20 protein-coding genes and 1 tRNA gene are annotated in these 19,353 nt (G+C 68.9%); 12 read left to right on the top strand and 9 right to left on the bottom strand.

The genetic code is table 11. The features are described 5' to 3' along the window. Positions 1-93: 93 nt before the first annotated feature. Complete coding sequence (locus AC2D80_RS10080; protein ID WP_484632885.1) at positions 94-1,008, top strand: SDR family oxidoreductase; 915 nt, start codon at positions 94-96, stop codon at positions 1,006-1,008. A gap of 402 nt (positions 1,009-1,410) precedes the next feature. Here AC2D80_RS10080 and AC2D80_RS10075 read toward each other — a convergent pair whose 3' ends face one another. After that, the gene (locus AC2D80_RS10075) at positions 1,411-2,073 is read right to left on the bottom strand and encodes an XRE family transcriptional regulator (protein WP_484632884.1); all 663 of its coding nucleotides are present in this window, start codon (positions 2,071-2,073) and stop codon (positions 1,411-1,413) included. Positions 2,074-2,185: 112 nt separating this feature from the next. Further along, positions 2,186-2,270 (bottom strand) — tRNA-Leu (locus tag AC2D80_RS10070). 34 nt (positions 2,271-2,304) lie between these two features. On the opposite strand from AC2D80_RS10070, the gene cysM reads away from it, so the two are divergent. The 4 genes from cysM to AC2D80_RS10050 are packed head-to-tail and all read left to right on the top strand — an operon-like array spanning position 2,305 to position 5,081. Beyond that, positions 2,305-3,207, top strand: a complete 903-nt coding sequence (gene cysM / locus AC2D80_RS10065; protein ID WP_484632883.1) for a cysteine synthase CysM — start codon at positions 2,305-2,307, stop codon at positions 3,205-3,207. 4 nt (positions 3,208-3,211) lie between these two features. Further along, on the top strand, positions 3,212-3,751 hold the full coding sequence (locus AC2D80_RS10060) for an NUDIX domain-containing protein (protein ID WP_484632882.1): 540 nt from the start codon (positions 3,212-3,214) through the stop codon (positions 3,749-3,751). Between the two features lie 27 nt (positions 3,752-3,778). Continuing rightward, positions 3,779-4,009 (top strand): sulfurtransferase TusA family protein, encoded by a 231-nt coding sequence (locus AC2D80_RS10055; protein WP_484632881.1) that lies wholly within the window; start codon positions 3,779-3,781, stop codon positions 4,007-4,009. Between the two features lie 10 nt (positions 4,010-4,019). Next, complete coding sequence (locus AC2D80_RS10050; RefSeq protein ID WP_484632880.1) at positions 4,020-5,081, top strand: NAD(P)-dependent oxidoreductase; 1,062 nt, start codon at positions 4,020-4,022, stop codon at positions 5,079-5,081. A gap of 47 nt (positions 5,082-5,128) precedes the next feature. Here AC2D80_RS10050 and AC2D80_RS10045 read toward each other — a convergent pair whose 3' ends face one another. The 4 genes from AC2D80_RS10045 to AC2D80_RS10030 all read right to left on the bottom strand — a co-directional run bounded on the left by AC2D80_RS10045 (position 5,129) and on the right by AC2D80_RS10030 (position 10,664). Continuing rightward, positions 5,129-8,008, bottom strand: a complete 2,880-nt coding sequence (locus tag AC2D80_RS10045) for a valine--tRNA ligase (protein ID WP_484632879.1) — start codon at positions 8,006-8,008, stop codon at positions 5,129-5,131. Between the two features lie 93 nt (positions 8,009-8,101). Next, positions 8,102-8,311, bottom strand: coding sequence for a DUF2783 domain-containing protein (locus AC2D80_RS10040; RefSeq protein WP_484632878.1), 210 nt, complete (start codon positions 8,309-8,311; stop codon positions 8,102-8,104). Then, positions 8,308-10,023, bottom strand: a complete 1,716-nt coding sequence (locus AC2D80_RS10035; RefSeq protein ID WP_484632877.1) for an FAD-dependent monooxygenase — start codon at positions 10,021-10,023, stop codon at positions 8,308-8,310. The genes AC2D80_RS10040 and AC2D80_RS10035 overlap by 4 nt, the downstream gene beginning before the upstream one ends. 14 nt (positions 10,024-10,037) lie before the next feature. Continuing rightward, positions 10,038-10,664, bottom strand: a complete 627-nt coding sequence (locus AC2D80_RS10030) for a VOC family protein (protein ID WP_484632876.1) — start codon at positions 10,662-10,664, stop codon at positions 10,038-10,040. 256 nt (positions 10,665-10,920) lie between these two features. Here AC2D80_RS10030 and AC2D80_RS10025 point away from each other — a divergent pair, with 256 nt between their 5' ends. The 7 genes from AC2D80_RS10025 to AC2D80_RS09995 all read left to right on the top strand — a co-directional run bounded on the left by AC2D80_RS10025 (position 10,921) and on the right by AC2D80_RS09995 (position 16,592). Beyond that, positions 10,921-11,343 (top strand): rubrerythrin family protein, encoded by a 423-nt coding sequence (locus AC2D80_RS10025; protein WP_484632875.1) that lies wholly within the window; start codon positions 10,921-10,923, stop codon positions 11,341-11,343. A gap of 106 nt (positions 11,344-11,449) precedes the next feature. Beyond that, complete coding sequence (locus AC2D80_RS10020; protein WP_484632874.1) at positions 11,450-12,799, top strand: (Fe-S)-binding protein; 1,350 nt, start codon at positions 11,450-11,452, stop codon at positions 12,797-12,799. Positions 12,800-12,860: 61 nt separating this feature from the next. After that, the gene (locus AC2D80_RS10015; protein ID WP_484632873.1) at positions 12,861-13,451 is read left to right on the top strand and encodes a DUF3501 family protein; all 591 of its coding nucleotides are present in this window, start codon (positions 12,861-12,863) and stop codon (positions 13,449-13,451) included. A gap of 75 nt (positions 13,452-13,526) precedes the next feature. Then, entirely contained in the window at positions 13,527-14,303 is a 777-nt protein-coding gene (gene yaaA / locus AC2D80_RS10010; RefSeq protein ID WP_484632872.1) for a peroxide stress protein YaaA, read from the top strand. A gap of 13 nt (positions 14,304-14,316) precedes the next feature. Further along, positions 14,317-15,192 (top strand): 2OG-Fe(II) oxygenase, encoded by an 876-nt coding sequence (locus tag AC2D80_RS10005; RefSeq protein WP_484632871.1) that lies wholly within the window; start codon positions 14,317-14,319, stop codon positions 15,190-15,192. Then, positions 15,189-16,040 carry an NADPH-dependent 7-cyano-7-deazaguanine reductase QueF gene (queF, locus tag AC2D80_RS10000; protein WP_484632870.1) on the top strand — a complete coding sequence of 284 codons (852 nt, stop codon included), beginning with the start codon at positions 15,189-15,191 and terminating at the stop codon, positions 16,038-16,040. The genes AC2D80_RS10005 and queF overlap by 4 nt, the downstream gene beginning before the upstream one ends. A gap of 258 nt (positions 16,041-16,298) precedes the next feature. Then, the gene (locus tag AC2D80_RS09995; RefSeq protein WP_484632869.1) at positions 16,299-16,592 is read left to right on the top strand and encodes an RNA recognition motif domain-containing protein; all 294 of its coding nucleotides are present in this window, start codon (positions 16,299-16,301) and stop codon (positions 16,590-16,592) included. Positions 16,593-16,658: 66 nt separating this feature from the next. On the opposite strand, the gene AC2D80_RS09990 is transcribed toward AC2D80_RS09995, so the two are convergent. The 3 genes from AC2D80_RS09990 to AC2D80_RS09980 all read right to left on the bottom strand — a co-directional run bounded on the left by AC2D80_RS09990 (position 16,659) and on the right by AC2D80_RS09980 (position 19,302). Then, positions 16,659-17,504, bottom strand: a complete 846-nt coding sequence (locus tag AC2D80_RS09990) for an anti-sigma factor (protein WP_484632868.1) — start codon at positions 17,502-17,504, stop codon at positions 16,659-16,661. Positions 17,505-17,514: 10 nt separating this feature from the next. After that, entirely contained in the window at positions 17,515-18,087 is a 573-nt protein-coding gene (locus AC2D80_RS09985; RefSeq protein ID WP_484632867.1) for an RNA polymerase sigma factor, read from the bottom strand. A gap of 153 nt (positions 18,088-18,240) precedes the next feature. After that, positions 18,241-19,302 (bottom strand): histone deacetylase family protein, encoded by a 1,062-nt coding sequence (locus AC2D80_RS09980; protein ID WP_484632866.1) that lies wholly within the window; start codon positions 19,300-19,302, stop codon positions 18,241-18,243. Between the last annotated feature and the right edge of the window lie 51 nt (positions 19,303-19,353).

Raw genomic sequence — 19,353 nt, 5'->3', positions numbered from 1 at the left:
GGTGTCTCGGGCGAAGGGCGGGCCGGCGCAGGTCGCGACCCGGCAAAGCCCGGATTGTCGCAAACCCCCTGAATCCCCACACCCCCGCCACCCATGAGCCTGCACGGAGCCCTGCCCGCCCGCTTTCGCCGCGAGCGTGTGCTCATCGTCGGCTGCGGTGATGTCGGCTTGCGCGTGGCGCGTTTGCTGCCGTCGTCTTTGCAGCGCCTGGCCACCACGTCCAGCCCAGACCGCGTGTCTGCCTTGCGCTCGGCCGGCGTGCGGCCGCTCGTGGCCAACCTCGACGAGCCTGACGCGCTGCGCCGCCTCGCTGGCGTTGCCACCCGCGTGCTGCACCTGGCGCCGCCGCCTTCCTCCGAACTCGCCGACTGGCGCCTTGACCCGCGGACGCGCGCTCTGGTGCGGGCCCTCGCCCGGCGCTCTGTGCCGACGACGCTGGTGTACGGCTCCACGACCGGCGTCTACGGCGATCGCCAGGGTCGTTGGACCGAAGAGACCACGCCCGCGAATCCGCAGACGCCGCGCGCGTGGCGCCGTGTGGACGCCGAGGCCGCGGTCCACTGGCTCGGACGTGCCACCGGCGTGCGAACCACGGCCCTGCGCATTCCGGGCATCTACGCGCCCGACCGGCCCGGCGGCACCCCGCGCGAGCGGCTGCTGCGGGGCACGCCGGTCCTGCGGCCCGAAGACGATGTCTTCACCAACCACATCCACGCCGACGATCTCGCCCGCGCGTGCCTGCGCTCGCTGTGGCGTGCCCGGCCCCAGCGCAACATCAACGTGGTGGACGATTCCGACCTTCGCATGGGGGACTACTACGACCTCGCGGCCGACCTGTACGGCCTGCCGCGGCCGCCCCGGGTGGCGCGCGCCGACGCGGTGGAGCGGTTGCCGCTGATGCTGCTGAGTTTCATGAGCGAGTCGCGCCGACTGCGCAACGAACGGCTCAAGCAAGAGCTCGGACTGCGCTTGCAGCACCCGACCGTGGCGAGTGGCTTGCGCGGTTGAGCGTGCGTCAGCCCGCCGGCAGCGGTTGCGCGCGTTCAATCGTGGCTGTCAGGCAGGGACGTCCTTCGTGCTCCCCACAGCCCAACCCCGCGAGCTCGACGTGAATGGCCCGCCCGGCGGACAAGGCTAGCGCTTGCGTGGTCCAGAACCGCTTAGCAGCATCGCCCTCCCAGCCGAGTACCCACCAGACTGAAGTTGGGTCGCGTGACGCTCGGGCCACCAGACAGAGGCGGAAGTCGGCGGCGGTGGCGTCGGCGTTGGGCTGTGGCGATGCCACGAGCCACAAAATCCCTTGGGCTTTCATGCGCTTGTGCAGTGGACGAAAAACAGGCCGTCAGCGGCCGGTCCACTTGTATCACGCCCGTGATGCGCACACCCTGCCCGGTGGGGTGGCTCACCGGGTCAGATGATCACGCTTTGTCGGTGAATCACGAGGCCGAGCAACGGTTGCTCGGGTACCCAGGCCACGAGGCGCGCGCCCTGGTCTGGCACGGTCGCGCAGGCATATTCCATCCACCAGGCGCCGTCGCGCTGCCGGAATCGCCGCCACAGCACGCCGTCTTCCCCGGCCACCGCGAACACGCCCCCGTCCCTGGGGCGTCGTTGTCCGCGGTCCACCACCACGACGTCCGAGGCGCGCAGCTGCGGCGCCAGATCGTCGCTGTCGATCCGCACCGCGCACAGGTCTTCGGGGTCATGGCCCTGTCGGGCCAGCCAGGCCCGCGAGAGCGCCACCGGCGCCCCGCTGGGTTGCGCCGCGGCCAGACGCACCCGCGCCGAGCCTAGCGACACGCGCCACTGGACGAGCGCAATCAGGATGGTGTCTTCCGGCCGGGCACCCACCGGCTCGTTGGCCGACCAGGGGCTGCCGCTGCCTTGGGCGAGCCATTTGTGGTTGAGTCCCAGCGCCTCGGCGATCTGAGGCAGGCTGCCCTTGGCCTGGCGCGCACCGGATTCGATGTTGCCGATCGTGCCCTGGCTCACGCCAGCGGCCGCCGCGAGGCGGCTCTGGGTCCAGCCCCGGTGCGTTCTGGCAAAGCGCAGGCGATCGGCAATGGTCTTCACAGCCGCGATGGTGACAGTGCATTTGTGTTAACGCTTTGAACACAAACGGCCCCGACTGTCCAGCGGAAGGCCACAAAAAAACCGCCATCGGCGGTTTCGCGAAAGGGGCCCGTGGTGCCGAGGGTCGGACTCGAACCGACACGCCTTGCGGCGGGGGATTTTGAATCCCCTGCGTCTACCGATTTCGCCACCCCGGCACGGGCTAACAGGAAATTATGGCACAGTGATGGGATGACCTACCCCACCATCGAAGACGCCATCGGCCGCACGCCGTTGGTGGCGCTGCAGCGCATTGGGGCGCCGGAAAACCGCGCCCGTGGCAACGTGATTCTGGGCAAGCTCGAAGGCAACAACCCGGCCGGGTCGGTCAAGGATCGTCCTGCGGTGTCGATGATCCGGCGCGCCGAGGAGCGCGGCGACATCAAGCCCGGCGACACCCTGATCGAAGCGACATCCGGCAACACCGGCATCGCCCTGGCGATGGCCGCGGCGATCAAGGGCTATCGGATGGTGCTCATCATGCCGGAGGACCTGTCGATCGAGCGCGCGCAGACCATGAAGGCCTTCGGGGCCGAGCTCATCCTCACGCCCAAGAGCGGCGGCATGGAATCGGCGCGTGATCTCGCCGAGCGCATGCAGGCCGAGGGCAAGGGCCGGGTGTTGGACCAGTTCGCGAATGCGGACAACCCGCGCGTGCACTACGAGACGACCGGCCCTGAAATCTGGGAGCAGACCGCCGGACGCGTCACGCACTTTGTCAGTGCGATGGGCACCACCGGGACCATCACCGGGGTGTCCCGCTATCTGAAGGAAAAAAACCCGGCCATCCGCATCGTGGGCGCGCAGCCCAGCGAGGGCTCCCGGATTCCCGGCATCCGCAAGTGGCCGCAGGAGTACCTGCCGCGCATTTATGACCCCAAAGCGGTCGACGAACTGGTGTACGTGACGCAGGACGCCGCCGAGGAGATGGCGCGTCGCCTGGCCCGCGAAGAAGGCATCTTTGCGGGCATCTCGGCGGCCGGCGCTTGCTGGGTGGCCCAGCAGCTCGCCCAGCAGGTGGAGAACGCGGTGATCGTGTTCATCGTCTGTGACCGGGGCGACCGCTATTTGTCCACCGGCGTGTTCCCGGCCTGACGCCGTGGTCAGCGAACCCCGCTTCTGCAGCCAGTGCGCCACGCCGCTGGCGTGGATCGTGCAGACCGAGGACGGTGGGGATGTGCGCCGTCTGCGCTGTCCGGCCTGCGGACATACGCACTGGAACAATCCGACGCCGGTGCTGGCTGCCATCGTGCAGCGCGACGGCCAGATCCTGCTGGCGCGCAACGCGGCCTGGCCGGGCCGGTTTTTTGGCCTCATCACCGGGTTCATGGAAGCCGGCGAGACGCCCGAGGAGGGCATTCGTCGGGAAATCGCCGAGGAGACCGGCTTGGTCACCCACACGCTGGCGCTGGTCGGCGTGCACGACTTCCAGCGCATGAATCAGGTCATCATCACCTACCACGCGCTGGTCACCGGCGACGTGCGCTTGTCGCCCGAGTTGGCGGAGGCCCGTTTTTTCGAACCGGCGCAGGTGAAATGCTGGCGCCAAGGCACCGGGCTGGCGCTGGCCTCGTGGCTCCGTGCCCAAGGTCACGAACCCGTGTTCTGGGAAGATCAGCCGCGTCCCGGGGCTGCGTAGAATATTGCAACCATTTGTAGCAAAGCCATGATCACCGTCGACAAAGAACTGGACGCCCGCGGCCTGAACTGTCCGCTGCCCATCCTCAAGGCGAAGAAGGCGCTGGCCGAGATGCTCAGCGGCCAGACGCTGCGCGTCACGGCCACCGACGCGGGCTCCGTGCGCGATTTCCAGGCCTTCGCCAAGCAGACCGGCAACGTGCTGGTGCTGCAGGAGACGGTCAACGGCGAACACATTTCGGTGCTCAAGCGCCGATGAACCTCGCCTGATGCGCGCCTCGACCGCCGGACCGATGGACATCCTGCTGGTCGACCCCCTTGTGCCCGAAGCCCTGGCGTGGCTGCAGGAGCGCTACCAGGTGGTCTACCAGCCGGAACTGGCCGACGATCTGCCGACCCTGAAGGCGGCGATCGCCCCGGTGCGCGGGCTGCTCCTGCCGTCCCATGTCGTGGTGTCCCGGGAGTTTCTGGAGCACGCACCGAAGCTCGAGGTGCTGGCGCGCCTGCAGATCTCCACCGACAACACCGACCTGGAAGCGTGTTCCCGCCGTCAGGTGCGGGTCCTCCAGGCGCGCAGTGCGACGGTGCGCGCCAACGCGGAGTACCTGCTCTATGGCCTGTTGATGCTGTACCGGCGCGGCATGGTCAGCGCGCTGCTGGGGCGCACCCTGTCTCAGGTGCGCATGGGACGCGAGCTGGGCGGCAGCACCGTGGGCTTGCTGGGGCTGGCGCCGGTGGCCCACACACTGGCGCCCATGTTGCGCGCGATGGGGGTGCGCGTGCTGGGTTACGACCCGGCCGTCCACCACGCCGCGGATTTGTGGAAGAAGCTGGACGTGGAGCCCGTGTCGGCGCAGGACCTGCTGGCGCAGTCGGATGCGATCTCGCTGCAGATGGTCTACGCCTCGCGCTTCAAGGGCTGGATCAACGAGCGTCTGCTCAATCATTGCAAGCCGGGTCAGCTGTGGGTGGGCGTGAGCCGTGGGGCCTTGTTCGACCCGGAGGCGCTGGCGCTGGCCCTGTGCGACGGTCGCATCGACGCCTGCTTGCTCGACGGCGCGAACGCGCAGTTCGCTGCACCGGGGTCGCCCCTGCATGGCATTCCGAACCTGCACCTGACGCCGCGCCTGGGTGCCCACACGCGCGAGGCCAAGCTGCGCTCGAGCTGGTACATCGTGCACCGCATGCACGAGACCCTGTCGCCCAACGACGCGCGGCGCGACAGCGCCATGGGTGAGCTGTCGCTGCTGGACTCGCTCGACTTCGACGAGTCGGTGCAGGGGCCCGCGTCATCGCCATCCCCCTGGCGGGCAATGGCGATGCGTCCTTGACCTTCCGCTGAACGCGCGCCGAGCCGGCCTGAACCGGCTTGGTCGGGTCAGCCGAGCCGGGCGAGTTGCGCCGTCACTTTGTCCAGGGTGGCGCTGAACGCCGCGAGGCGCTCCCGCTCCTGTTCAATCACCGCTGCGGGGGCGCGCGCCACGAACGATTCGTTGCCGAGCTTGCCCTGGGCCTTGGCGATCTCGCCCTGCAGGCGAGCCACTTCCTTGGTCAGACGGGCTTTTTCGGCGGCCACGTCGATCTCCACGAACAGGCAGAGCCGGACGTCGCCCACCACCGCCACCGGTGCGGCCTGCGCCGCCGCGGCCCAGCTGGCTTCGTCGTCGAACACGCGGACCTCGCTGAGTTTGGCCAGGGCTTGCAGGACCGGGGCGGCCGCGCGCATGAACGCGGCATCGCCCACCGCGTACAGCGGCAGCCGCGTGGCCGGGGACGTGCCCAGTTCGCCGCGCAGACCGCGGCAGGCGTCGACCAGCGCCTTCAGCCGCGCCACATGGGCCTCGGCCGCCGGGTCGATGCGATCGGGCTGGGCCACCGGGTAAGCCGCCACACTGACCGACGGGCCGGCCCGGCCCGCCACCGGGGCGACCTTTTGCCAGAGCTCTTCGGTGATGAAGGGAATCACCGGATGGGCCAGCCGCAGCACGGTCTCCAGCGTGCGGATCAGGGTGCGGCGCGTGGCGCGTTGCTGCGCGGCATCACCCGTCTGGATCTGCACCTTGGCGATCTCCAGATACCAGTCGCAGAACTCGTTCCACACGAAGTCGTAGATCGCATTGGCCACGTGGTCGAGGCGGTACTCGGTAAATCCTTTGGCGACATCGGCTTCCACACGCTGCAGCGCCGAGGCGATCCAGCGGTCGGCCTGGCTGAAGCTGAGATACCCGTGGAAGGGTTGTCCGACCGCACACTCGTCCTTGGTGTGTTCCTTCAGGCCGCAGTCGTGGCCCTCGCAGTTCATGAGCACGAAGCGCGTGGCGTTCCAGAGCTTGTTGCAGAAGTTGCGGTAGCCCTCGCAGCGTTTGCTGTCGAAATTGATGCTGCGGCCCAGCGTGGCCAGCGCGGCAAAGGTGAAGCGCAGGGCGTCGGCGCCGTAGGCCGGGATGCCGTCCGGGAATTCCTTCTCGGTGTCCTTGCGCACGCGCGGCGCGGTCTCCGGCTTGCGCAGGCCGGTGGTGCGCTTGTCCAGCAGCGCGGGCAGGTCGATGCCGTCGATCAGGTCCACCGGGTCGAGCACATTGCCTTCGCTCTTGCTCATCTTGCGGCCTTGCGCGTCGCGGACCAGGCCGTGGATGTAGACGTGGCGGAACGGGACGCGGCCGGTGAAGTGGGTGGTCATCATGATCATCCGGGCGACCCAGAAGAAGATGATGTCGTAGCCCGTGACCAGCACCGTGCTGGGCAGGTAGAGGTTGTAGTCGTCCGTCGGCGCCGCGCCCTGCGCCGGCCAGCCCATCGTGCTGAAGGGCACCAGCGCTGACGAGTACCAGGTGTCGAGCACGTCGGGGTCGCGAGTCAGCGTTTTGCCCGGCGCCTGCAACTGGGCGTCGGCTTCGGTGCGCGCGACGTAGACGCGGCCGTCCTCGTCGTACCAGGCGGGGATCTGATGACCCCACCAGAGCTGACGGCTGATGCACCAGTCCTGGATGTTGTTCATCCACTGGTTGTAGGTGTTGACCCAGTTCTCCGGCACAAACCTGACTTCGCCGGACTGCACCGCGTCGATGGCCTTCTGCGCGATGCTCTTGCCGGTGGGGTCCTGCTCGCTGACCTGGGTCATGGCCACGAACCATTGGTCGGTGAGCATCGGCTCCACCACCTGGCCGGTCCGGGCGCAGCGGGGCACCATCAGCTTGTGCTTCTTGGTCTCGACCAGCAGCCCTTGGGCGTCAAGGTCGGCGACCACCGCCTTGCGCGCGGCGAAGCGGTCCAGACCCTGGTACCGAGCCGGCGCGTGTTCGTTGATGGTCGCGTCCAGCGCGAGCACGCCGATCGTGGGCAGGCCGTGGCGCTGGCCCACCGCGTAGTCGTTGTGGTCGTGCGCGGGGGTCACCTTCACCACCCCGGTACCGAAGGCGCGGTCGACGTAATCGTCGGCGATGACCGGGATCTCGCGGTCACTCAGCGGCAGCTTCACCTTCTTGCCGACGATGGCGGTGTAGCGTTCGTCTTCGGGGTGCACCATCACCGCGGTGTCGCCCAGCATGGTTTCCGGCCGCGTGGTGGCCACGACCACCGAACCCGAGCCGTCGGCCAGCGGGTAGCGGATGTGCCAGAGGAAGCCGTCCTCCTCTTCGCTTTCCACTTCCAGGTCGCTGACCGCGGTCTTGAGCACCGGGTCCCAGTTGACCAGGCGTTTGCCGCGGTAGATCAGCCCTTGTTCGTACAGGCGCACGAAAGTCTCGGTCACCACGCCGGAGAGCTTCTCGTCCATGGTGAAGTACTCACGGCCCCAGTCCACGCTGTCGCCCATGCGGCGCATCTGCGTGGTGATGGTGTTGCCGCTCTTTTCCTTCCAGGCCCAGACCTTCTGCGTGAACGCCTCGCGGCCAAGGTCGTGGCGGCTGATGCCTTGCTCCTGCAGCTGGCGCTCCACCACGATCTGCGTGGCGATGCCGGCGTGGTCGGTGCCCGGCACCCACACGGTGTTCGCGCCCAGCATGCGGTGGTAGCGCGTGAGGCTGTCCATGATGGTCTGGTTGAAGGCATGGCCCATGTGCAGCGTGCCGGTCACGTTGGGCGGTGGCAGCTGGATGGCGAAGCCGGGCGCGCCCGCACGGGCCTCGCCCGTGCCGCGGTAACCCGCGCGACCGAGGCCGCGGCGTTCCCACTCGGGGCCCCAGTGCGCCTCGATGGGGGCGGGATCGAAGGACTTGGCGAGGGCCGCGAGGCCGGGCTGTTGCATCGTGTCGGACATGGGGGCGCCAGCGTGGCGACGGCATCCCGCAGGATGCCGTCGTGGGGTGTCAGGAGGGAGCGCGATTTTACGCGGCGACCCGCCGCGGCGGGCTCAGCGGCCCGGGGCTGGTCCGGCTTCCTGGGCGATCTGCAGACAGTCGCGCAAGACCCCGGCGTCGCCAATCTGGTTGGCCAGCACGAGGATCAGTCGCGCATTCAGGGCTTCACTGGCTTCGCGGTCAAGGCCGGCGTGGGCGTCGAGCAAGGCTTCGTAGAAGCCGTCGGCGTCGGTCCAGCGGGGCTGGTCGGTGAACGGGGTCATGCGGTTTGCTCCTCCAGGGCCAGGGCCCGCGCGACCGACCGCACCAGGTCGGTGTCCACCGCGGGGCCGGTGGCCGCGATGTAGCCGTCGGGCCGGACCAGCGCCCAGCCTCCCGCCGGCGCGGCGGTGGTCTGGCGCAGGTGGCCGGCCGGGTCCCGCACGGCTTCCAGGACCTGGGGCGCGCTGTGGCGGTCCAGCACCTGGACTGCGCGCAGCGGGGCCGCGGCGGCGAGGTCGCGCACGCGCCGCCGTGGAGCGGTCGCGAGCGGGCCGAAGACCAGCAACAGCAGGTCGGTGCCGGCCCAGCCCAGCAGGTCGTTGAGCCGGCCCACCCGGCCGTCAAGCCACCGCAGCGCCACGTTCTGCGTGGACTGCCCGGACCCGGGGCTGTCGCCGCACACGCGGGAGTGCCGGTAGTGGTTGGCCACCGCCATGCGTCCGGTGTTGATCAGGGGGCGGGCAAACGGGTGGCGCTTGGCCAGCGCGATCGCCGCCTCTCGGAAGCGGCGTTCCACGCCGTCGGCGGGCCGCAGGAAGCGCGCGGTGCGGTTGGTCACGCGCACGTTTTCGCGCGCCGCCTCCAGACGCTCGTCGTGGTAGCTCTCCAGCAGCGCTGGCCCCGCATGGCCCCGCGACACCGCGGCGAGCTTCCAGGCCAGGTTGTCGGCATCGGCCACGCCGGTGTTGCCGCCGCGCGCGCCGAAGGGACTGACGATCTTGGCGGAGTCGCCCATGAAGAAGACCCGCTGGTGGCGCATGGCGTGCACGCACTCGCTGCGGTAGGCGTACGGCCCGACCCACACGATGTCCACCTCCACGCCGCGGCCAAACTGGCGCTCCAGGCGTTCGCGCACCACGTCCTCCCGGCTCACATAGGCCGGGTCGCTGTCGGGAGCCATCTGGTAGTCGATGCGCCAGACGTCGTCGGCCATCAGGTGTTGCCAGACCGCGCGGTTTTCGTTGAACGGGGCCTCAATCCAGGTGTGGCGCTCCAGGGGCGGCCGCGTGCCGAAGCGCACATCCGCGATGCACCACCGGTCATCACCGCGCTTGCTGTCGAACGGCACCTGCAGCCACTTGCGCAGCGGGCTGGCGGAGCCGGTGGCGTCGATCACGTGGTCGGCCTGGATCGTGTACCGCCCCGCGGGCGTCTCCAGCGTCAGCGTGGCCACGCGATCGTCCTGTTCGAAGGCCACCAGGCGGTTCTTCCAGCGGATGTCCACATGGCCGAGTTCCAGGATGCGCTCGACGAGGAAGCCCTCGATGTAGAACTGCTGGATGTTGATGAAGGGCGGCTGCGCCGACAGGCCGAAGCCGCCCTGGTCGCGCAGATCGAAGCGGTAGACCTCGTCCTCGCCGGCGAAGGTCCGCCCGACGCTCCAGCGGATGCCCTTGGCCGCGATGCGTTCGTAAATGCCGAGGCGGTCAAAGATTTCGAGCGACTTCTGCGTGTAGCAGATCCCGCGCGAGGACGCGCCTTTCACGCCGACGGTGTTGTCCTCGTCGACCAGCACCGCCGCCACGCCCAGCCGCGCGAGCGAGCAGGCCAGGGTGAGCCCGGTGATGCCGGCCCCCACGATCACGATGGGGTGGCGGGCGGGTCGGCCGTCGCGCAGTTCGGGCGGCTCCACAAACGGGTATTCCGGCAGCGCGTAGCCCGTGCCCTGCGTGAATTCGTAGCCGTTGGTGTGGGCGGTGTCCCGGTAGCTCATCGCGGCCTCTGTGCTCAGCGCGCGGCCGCGGCGCGGGCGGCCACTTCCGGGCGGTCGTTTTGCTGGGGCTTGAGCGGCGCCGCGCTCTGGCCGGCGGCCCGCTCCCGGCGCCACTGCTCCTTGCGCGCGTTCCACTCGGCGAGGCGGGCGTGGGCGGTTTTGCTTTCCTCCAGCATCTGGAATTCATCGGCCAGCTGCGCGGTCAACTCCAGGCGGATGCCGTTGGGATCGAAGAAATAGATGCTCTGGAAGATGTGGTGGTCGGTCACACCCAGCACCTCGATGCCGTGCGCTTCCAGGCGGGCCTTGGTGTTCTCCAGTTCGGCGACGGTGTTGACCCGAAAGCTGATGTGGTTGACCCATTTCGGCGTGTTCGGGCTGGGCAGGGCCGCCTCGTCGTCGCCGAGGTCAAAGAACGCGATGAAGGAGCCGTCCTGCAGGCGGAAGAAGAAGTGCGTGTAGGGGCAGTATTCGCCGGTGCTGGGCACGTAGTCGCTCTGGATGATGTGGTACAGCGGCAGGCCCAGGATGTCTTCGTAGAAGCGGCGCGTTTCTTCGGCGTCGCGCGCCCGGTAGGCGTAGTGGTGGAGTTGTTGCACCGGGGCCGGCGGGGGCAGCGTGGCGTGGGCGGCGGGCGTCATGCGGATCTCCTGAGAAGAGCATGAATTTACCATAGCGAAACGCATTCACTCAAACGTAATTCGATGGCCGGTCGGGTTATGGGGCGCCGATATCTGGCACTCCCGACCCATAGGCGGTGCCAATCCCTCGCATAGCGCTCGCCAATTAGACGCGCGACTCTAGGCCGCGGTAATGTTTTGGCGTCCCAGGCGCCGGCTGCGCTGCTTCCGGGGCCGGGCGACGTGCATTCCTCAACCCACGACACAGGAGATGACCATGCCGCAACTCAAGGGCTCGAAGACCGAGCAGTGCCTGAAGGAAGCGTTCGCCGGCGAATCGCAGGCCAACCGCCGTTACCTCTACTTCGCCAACAAGGCCGACGTGGAAGGCCAGAACGATGTGGCGGCCCTGTTCCGCTCCACCGCCGAAGGCGAAACCGGCCACGCGCACGGTCACCTGGAGTTCCTGGAAGCCGCCGGCGATCCCGCCACCGGCCTGCCCATCGGCTCCACCCGCCAGAACCTCGAATCGGCCGTGGCCGGCGAAACCCACGAGTACACCGACATGTACCCGGGCATGGCCAAGACCGCGCGTGAAGAGGGCTTTGACGAGATCGCCGACTGGTTTGAGACCCTCGCCAAGGCCGAGCGCTCGCACGCCAACCGCTACCAGAAGGCCCTGAACGAGCTGGTGGACTGACGCCAGCCTCGCCCCCAGAGGGGCCGCGCGGCAGAGCGGGTGCGCCCGTTCTGCCGCGCCCGATCACCGCGCCTCACGAACAAACCCGCACAGACGGAGACAAGCTATGGCCCGCGAAGGCAACCTGGAAGCGCCCACCCGCCACCCGCTCGACTGGAAGAACCCCGACTTTTGGGACGAGGGCAAGCTGTACGTCGAGCTGGAGCGCATCTTCGACATCTGCCACGGCTGCCGCCGCTGCGTGAGCCTCTGCGGATCTTTTCCGACCTTGTTCGACCTCGTCGACGAGAGCTCGACGATGGAGGTCGATGGCGTCGACAAGAAGGACTATTGGAAGGTGGTCGACCAGTGCTACATGTGCGACCTGTGTTACATGACCAAGTGTCCGTACACGCCGCCGCACGAGTGGAACCTCGACTTCCCGCACACCATGCTGCGGGCCAAGGCCATCAAGTTCAAGAAAGGCGAGGTCGGCGCGGCCGAGCAATTCCTGGCCTCCACCGACAAGCACGGCATGTTTGCCGGCATTCCGGTGGTGGTGCAGGTCGCCAATGCGGTGAACCACAGCGCCGCCGGCCGGTCGCTGATGGAAAAGCACCTGGGCGTGGACAAGAACGCCTGGCTGCCTGAGCTCGCCACCAGGCGCTTTCGTTCGCAAGCCCCCGACGCCCGCGCCACCGCGGTGGTCGACGGCGAGAAAACGCCGGGCAAGGTGGCGATCTTCAGCACCTGCTACATCAACTACAACGAGCCGGGCATCGGCCTGGACCTGCTCAAGATCCTCGACCACAACGACATCCCGTACACGATCGTCGAGAAAGAGCAGTGCTGCGGCATGCCCAAGTTGGAGCTGGGCGATCTCGATTCGGTGCAGGCGGCCAAAGAGGCCAACATCCCGGTGCTGGCGCGCTACGCCAAGGACGGCTTCGCGATCCTCGCGCCGGTGCCCAGCTGCGCGCTGATGTTCAAGCAGGAGCTGCCGCTGATGTTTCCCCACGACGCGGACACCCAGCGCGTGAAGGAGGCCATGTGGGACCCGTTCGAGTACCTCATGGCGCGCAAGCGCGACGGGTTGCTGAAGACCGAGTTCCCGCAGCCGCTGGGCAAGGTCAGCTACCAGATCCCCTGCCATGGCCGGGTGCAGAACATCGGCCGCAAGACCGAGGAAATGCTGAAGATGATCCCCGGCACCACGGTCAACAGCATCGAGCGCTGCAGCGGCCACGCGGGCACCTTCGGCGTGAAAAAGGCCTACCACCAGCAGGCCATGAAGATCGGCAAGCCGGTGTTCAAGGCCATGGCCACCATGAAGGACGGCACGCCACCGGACTTCATCAGCTCCGATTGCCCCCTGGGCGGGCACCACATCGCGCAGGGGTTTGAGGTCAATGGCCTCGGCGCGCCCGAGCTGCAGCACCCGCTGAGTCTCGTGGCCCGGGCGTACGGCCTGTGCTGAGGCCTCCCGCGCAGGCGCGCCCAAGCCCCCCATCGCTCCACTCCCTTTCCCGGAGACTTCCATGCAACTCACCGGCCACATCACCCCCGACAACCTGATGACCCTGGAGGCCTACAGCAAGTGGCGCAAAGCCCACAAGGCGGAGGTCATTGCCCACCGCAAGCTGCGCAGCGTGATGCTCGGCGAGCACATCAACCTGCAGTTCGAGAGCGAAATGACCATCCGCTACCAGATCCAGGAAATGCTGCGGGTGGAGAAGATATTTGAGGAAGAGGGCATCGAACACGAGGTCGAGGCCTACGCGCCGCTGGTGCCGGACGGCACCAACTGGAAGGCCACGATGCTCATCGAATACGCCGATGTCAACGAACGCAAGCGCGAGCTGGCACGGCTCATCGGCGTGGAAGACCGGCTGTTTGTCGAGGTCGAGGGCCACGCCCGGGTGTACGCCATTGCCGACGAAGACCTCGACCGCGACAACGCCTTCAAGACCTCGGCCGTGCACTTCGTGCGTTTCGAGTTCAGCCCCCCGATGATCGCCGCCGTGCGCGCGGGGGCGGCGGTCAAGCTGGGCTGCGATCACACCCATTACCCATCGCACGTGATGATTCCCGCCGAAACCCTCGCCAGCCTGGCGGGCGATCTGCGCTGAGGCCGGGCGCGCGGCGGCGCTTCGCGATAATCGGGGCTTCGTTGGGAAGCCCCTTTGTCGGGTGCGAACGCCGCCATGATTTTTCTTCTCTCGCCCGCCAAGGCCCTCGACTACGACACGCCGCCCCACGTCGTCGCGCACACGCAGCCGATGTTCGTGCCGCAGGCCGAGGAACTGGTTGGCGTGCTGCGCCAGAAGTCGCCGCAGGACGTCGCCGCGCTGATGGACCTGTCGGACACGCTCGCCGCGCTGAACGTGGCCCGGTACGAGGCCTGGCGCCCGAAGTTCACCGCGGCCAACAGCAAGCAGGCGGTCCTCGCCTTCGATGGCGATGTCTACGGCGGCCTGGACGCCCGATCGCTCAGCGCCCAGGAACTGGACTGGCTGCAGCAACATCTGTGCATCCTCAGCGGGCTGTACGGCGTGCTGCGTCCGCTGGACTGGATGCAGCCGTACCGGCTGGAAATGGGCACGCGCCTGACCACCGCCCACGGCACCAATCTGTACCAGTTCTGGGGCAGCCGCATCGCCGAGTACCTCAACGAGCGCGCCCGCGCCGACGCCACCCCGGTGGTCGTCAACCTCGCCAGCGAGGAATACTTCAAGGCCGTGGACCTCAAGGTCCTGCAGCCGCGGGTGGTGCAGTGTGTGTTTGAGGAGCGCAAGGCCGCGGGCTACAAGGTGATCAGCTTCATGGCCAAACGCGCGCGCGGCCTCATGGTGCGCTGGGCGGTCCTGCACCGCGCGGCCACGCCGGAGCGGCTGCGCGACTTCGACCTCGAGGGCTACCGCTACGTGGCTGAGGTGTCGGAGCCCGACCGGCTGGTGTTTCGCCGTGAGGCGCGGCCCTGAGCCGCGGCAGCCCGTGCCCCAGACGGTCACCCCCGAACTGCGTCGCTGGATCATCGAGCAGGCCACGGCCGGTTTCGCGCCAGACCAGGTGCTGGCGGCCATGCGCAGCGCCGGCTGGGACGAAGACACCGCCATCGCCGCGCTCGAAACCACGCTCTCGGATCACCTCAAATCGATCGCGCCCGCGCAGCCGTTGACCCTGCCGGCAGCCCTGGCCGAACCCGCGGCGGTGGCGCGCCTGCCCACCATCGACCTCGCGGGTTCGCCACGCCGCATCGACGCCGGCGACCGTTGGGTGGAGATCGTGGCCAGCGTGAAACACCCGCGCGTGGTGGTGCTCGGCGGCTTGCTGTCGGCCGACGAGTGCGAGGCGATCATCGATCAGGCGCGCCCGCACCTGGCGCGTTCGCGCACCGTGCAGACCAAGACCGGCGGCGAGGAACTCAACCCCGACCGGACCAGCGACGGCATGTTCTTTGCCCGCGGCCAGACGCCCGAAGTGGCCCGCGTGGAAGCCCGCATCGCGCGCCTGGTGGGGTGGCCGGTGGACCACGGCGAAGGCATCCAGGTGCTGCACTACCGGCCCGGCGCCGAGTACAAGCCCCACTACGACTACTTTGACCCGGCCGAGCCCGGCACCCCCACCATCCTCAAGCGCGGCGGCCAGCGTGTGGCCACGCTGGTGATGTACCTCAACGAGCCCACCCGCGGCGGCGGCACCACCTTCCCCGACATCGGGCTGGAGGTGGCGCCGGTGCGCGGCCACGCTGTGTTCTTCAGCTACGACCGGCCCCACCCCGCCACCCGGACCCTGCACGGCGGCGCGCCAGTGCTGGAAGGCGAGAAGTGGGTCGCCACCAAATGGCTGCGCGAGCGCACCTTCGCATGACCGACCACACCCCCGAAAACTCCCAGCTTGGCAAGGCCAGCGCCTACGTCGACCGCTACGACCCGGGCCAGCTTTACCCCTTGCCGCGCCAGACCAAGCGCGCCGAGATCGGCATCGACGGCCCGATCCCCTTCATCGGCTGCGACCTGTGGACCGCCTTTGAACTGTCCTGGCTCAACCCGCGGGGCAAGCCGCAGGTGGCGATCGCCCACGTGACCGTGCCCGCCGAGAGCACTCATATCGTGGAGAGCAAGTCCTTCAAGCTCTACCTCAACAGCTTCAACAACACGCCTTTCGCCAGCGCCGACGCCGTGCGAGACTGCCTGAAGCGCGACCTCAGCGCGGCCATCTGGGCCGGCGGGCCCGTGCGGGCGGGCGTGGGCGTGCGCCTGCTCACGCCCGAGGCCTTCGACGCCGAACCCATCCACGAACTCGACGGCCTGAGCATCGACCGCCTCGACGTGGAGTGCACCCACTACCAGCCCGCGCCCGAGCTGCTGAGCGCCGCGCTCGACGAGAAACCCGTGGAAGAGACGCTGGTCAGCCACCTGCTCAAGAGCAACTGCCTCGTCACCGGCCAGCCCGACTGGGGCAGCGTGCAGATCCGCTACAGCGGGCCCCAGATCGACCAGGCCGGCCTGCTGCGCTACCTGGTGAGCTTTCGCAACCACAACGAATTCCATGAGCAGTGCGTCGAGCGCATCTACATGGACATCTGGCGCCGCTGCAAGCCGGCCAAGCTCAGCGTGTACGCGCGCTACACGCGCCGCGGCGGCCTCGACATCAACCCCTGGCGCAGCAGCCACCCGCAGCAGCCCCCGGCCAACGTGCGCACCGCGCGGCAGTGAGCCCCGCCCGGCGCGGGCGACCGTTGGTCGCGCCGACGGCGATTCTCACGAAATGATTAGGTGATTCCGCCCGGGCCGCGTAGCATCGCGCGCTTGCCAGTGACTGGCCGGCCCCTTCGGCCGACGATCCCTGACGGTCGGGCCTTTGCCGGTCCGCCGTCTTCTCCAGGCGAGGCGGCTCACGCCGCTCACCGCCTTCTCTCGTGGTGCACCCCCGAACTCCGGGCGGCGCGCGCCACACACTCGAAAGGCTCAACCATGAGCAGCAAACTGTACGTGGGCAACCTGCCCTATTCCGTCAATGACGATTCCCTGCGCCACAACTTCGCCGCCTACGGCCAGGTTGCGTCCGCCAAGGTGATGATCGACCGCGACAGCGGTCGCTCCAAAGGCTTCGGCTTCGTCGAGATGTCCAGCCCCGCTGAAGCGCAAGCCGCCATCGACGGTCTGCACGGCCAGTCGGTCGACGGTCGCCAGATCGTGGTCAACATCTCGCGCCCCAAAGAAGGCGGCAGCGGCGGTGGTTACCGCAGCAACGGCCCGCGCTACTGAGCGCCGTCCGCCCCCCGAAAAAACCGGCCGCTGGCCGGTTTTTTCATGCCCGCGCGGGCGCGCCGGTCACAGCTGCTTCTGGATCAGGGCGCCGCTGAACAACACCGGGCCGGTGGGGCCGCGTTCGCTCGGCACGCCGCCTTGCGGCTCCAGGCTGATCGCCAGCGCCGGCACTTCGGCCACCGCGCTGCGGTCGGCGGCCAATTGCAGCAGCCGCTCGCGGTTGAGCACGCCCAGCGAGCGCGGCGCTGCGCCCGGCGGCAGCGCCCACAGCTGCAGCGACTTGTCCGGTGCTTCCTCGTAGCCGCCCACGCGCTGCACATGGAGCCGGTTGTTGGCCGGGTCGAAGGTGATGAGCAGCGCGGGGCTGGCCTTCTGGTCGTTCAGCACCGCCACATATTCCACGCGCGGCGCACGCGCCAGTTCCTGCTGGAGCGCGGACACCTCGGTGTCTCGCGCCGATAGGGCGGCCTGCGCCTGGCCGAGCGAGCCCTGCAGGGCCGCGACCTGCTGGCGCTCGGCACTCAGGTCGCTGCGCAGGGCGCTGGCGGTGGTGAACGCGATCACCGCGGCCAAGGACCCCGCGGCCGTGGCGCCTTGCCACCAGCCCAGGCGCTGCCACCAGGGCAGCGCCGTCGCCGCTGGGCCGCGCGCCGCGGCCATGCGCTGCGCATCGTCGTCGGCGCGCACGAGGTTGGCGATGCGCGTCCACACGGCCGGCGCGGGCGCCACCGGCGCTTGCACCTCGGTGAGCGCCGACACGCGACCCTGCCACAGCAGCGCCGCCGCGCGCACCTCCGGCAGTTCGCGGGCGAGCGATTCAAAGCGGCGCCGGGCGCCTCCCCGCAGCGTGCCGAGGGCGTACGCGGCGGCAAGGCGGTCCAGCAGTTCGGGGTGACGGGCGATGTTCATGCGTACCCCTTCAGGCCAGCCGCGCCATGCACGTGCGCAGTTGCTCCAGACCGCGGCGGATCCAGGTTTTCACGGTGCCCAGCGGCAGGCTGAGCTGTTCGGCCAGCTCGCTGTGACTGAGGTCGCGCAGGTAGGCCAGGCTGACCACCTGGCGCTGTTTGAACTCCAGCCGCGACAGGCACTGCTGCAGCGCCACGGCCTGCTGGCTGGCTTCGCTCAAGTCCTGCGGGGTGGGTTCGTCGCTGGCCAGTGTGTCGGCCATCGCGTCGTCGAGCTCGTCGGTGAGATGACCGCGTTCGGCCTGCCGCCGGCGCAGGAAATCGAGCGAGCGGCTGCGCGCAATCAGGCCCAGCCATGCCATGGGCGGGCTCAGCGTGGCGCGGTAGTCGCCCGCGGTGCGCCACACCTGCACAAAGGTGTCCTGCAGACAGTCTTCGGCCCACTCGGTCTTGCCCACGATGCGCATCGACACGCCCATCAACCGCCCGGACGTCAGGTCGTAGAGCTGGCGCAGCGCCGCCTCGTCGCGCCGCGCGATGCGGTCGAGCAGGGCGATCAGGGTGTGGTCCGGGTCGGCTCGCATGCGCGCATTGTGCCCGCACGCGCAGCGCCGCACGCGGTGGTGGGGGAAAGGGACATGAGGACCTCACCCTGCGCTTACGCGCCGCCGCGCCGCGCAGATTCAGCCACGCGACAGCCGTGTGACAGACCGCACGCGCCGCGCCAGGCTGCCGCGTCAGACCCCGCGCGCAAAGCCCTCGAGGACGTTGACCGCGTTCACGCCCACCTCGGCCACCGCGTAGCCACCCTCGAAGGTGAACACCGTGGGCAGGCCCAGGCCCGCCAGGGCTGCGCCGATGCCGGGGTAGTCGCTGCTGCGCAGCGCAAACCCGGAGATCGGGTCGCCCTCAAAGGTGTCCACGCCCAGCGGCACGACGAGGGCCTGCGGGTCGAAGCGGGCCACCGCGTCCAGGGCCTCGTCGAGCGCGGCGCGCCACGCGGCAGCGCCGGTGCCGCGTGGCAGGGGCCGGTTGAGGTTGAAGCCTTCGCCTTCGCCGGCGCCCCGCTCGTCGGCGCGGCCGAGGAAAAACGGGTACTCGGTGTCCGGGTCGCCGTGCAGCGACGCGGTGAAGACGTCGGCCCGCTCGTAGAAGATGGTCTGCGTGCCGTTGCCGTGGTGGTAGTCGATGTCCAGCACGGCCACGCGCGCACAGCCGCCATCGCGCAGCGCCTGCGCGGCGACCGCTGCGTTGTTCAGGAAGCAGTAGCCGCCGAAGTAATCGGGGCCGGCGTGGTGGCCGGGTGGGCGGGTGAGCGCAAAGGCGCTGCGCGCGCCGGCCAGCACGGCCTGTGCCGCGGCCAGCGCGCATGCCGCTCCGGTGCGCGACGCGCGCCAGCTGCCGGCGGTCAAGGGCGTGCCCGCGTCGAAACCGAAGCGGCCCAGCCGGGCGGCGAAATGGCGCGGCAGGGCGTCGGTGCGAAAGCCGTGGCGCGCGGGCAGCGGCCACACCGAGGGCAGGGCGTCGCGCCCCACGTTGGCCGGGTCGAGCGCCACCCATTCCTCCCACGCGCCGCGCAGGAAATCCAGGTAGGCGGGGTCGTGCACCGCAGCGAGCGCGCGGTCGAGCGCCGCGTCGTCCACCGCCGGCGGCGCCATGGGCCCGAGCGGGCGTCGCTGGAGTTCGGCCAGCACGTGGTCGAGCCGCGCGGGCACTTCGTGGGCAGCGACCAGCTGGCCGCGGAACATTTCCACCCGCCCGGCGTGGGCGGCGTGGTCGGGGTTGTGGAAGATTTTCATCGGGGTTGAATCCGCCGCGACACCGGTCGCGTAACTGGGACACGGCGCTGT

It is taken from the genome of Hydrogenophaga sp. T66, from assembly GCF_057219855.1.
This window is presented reverse-complemented; position numbering and strand designations above follow the sequence as displayed.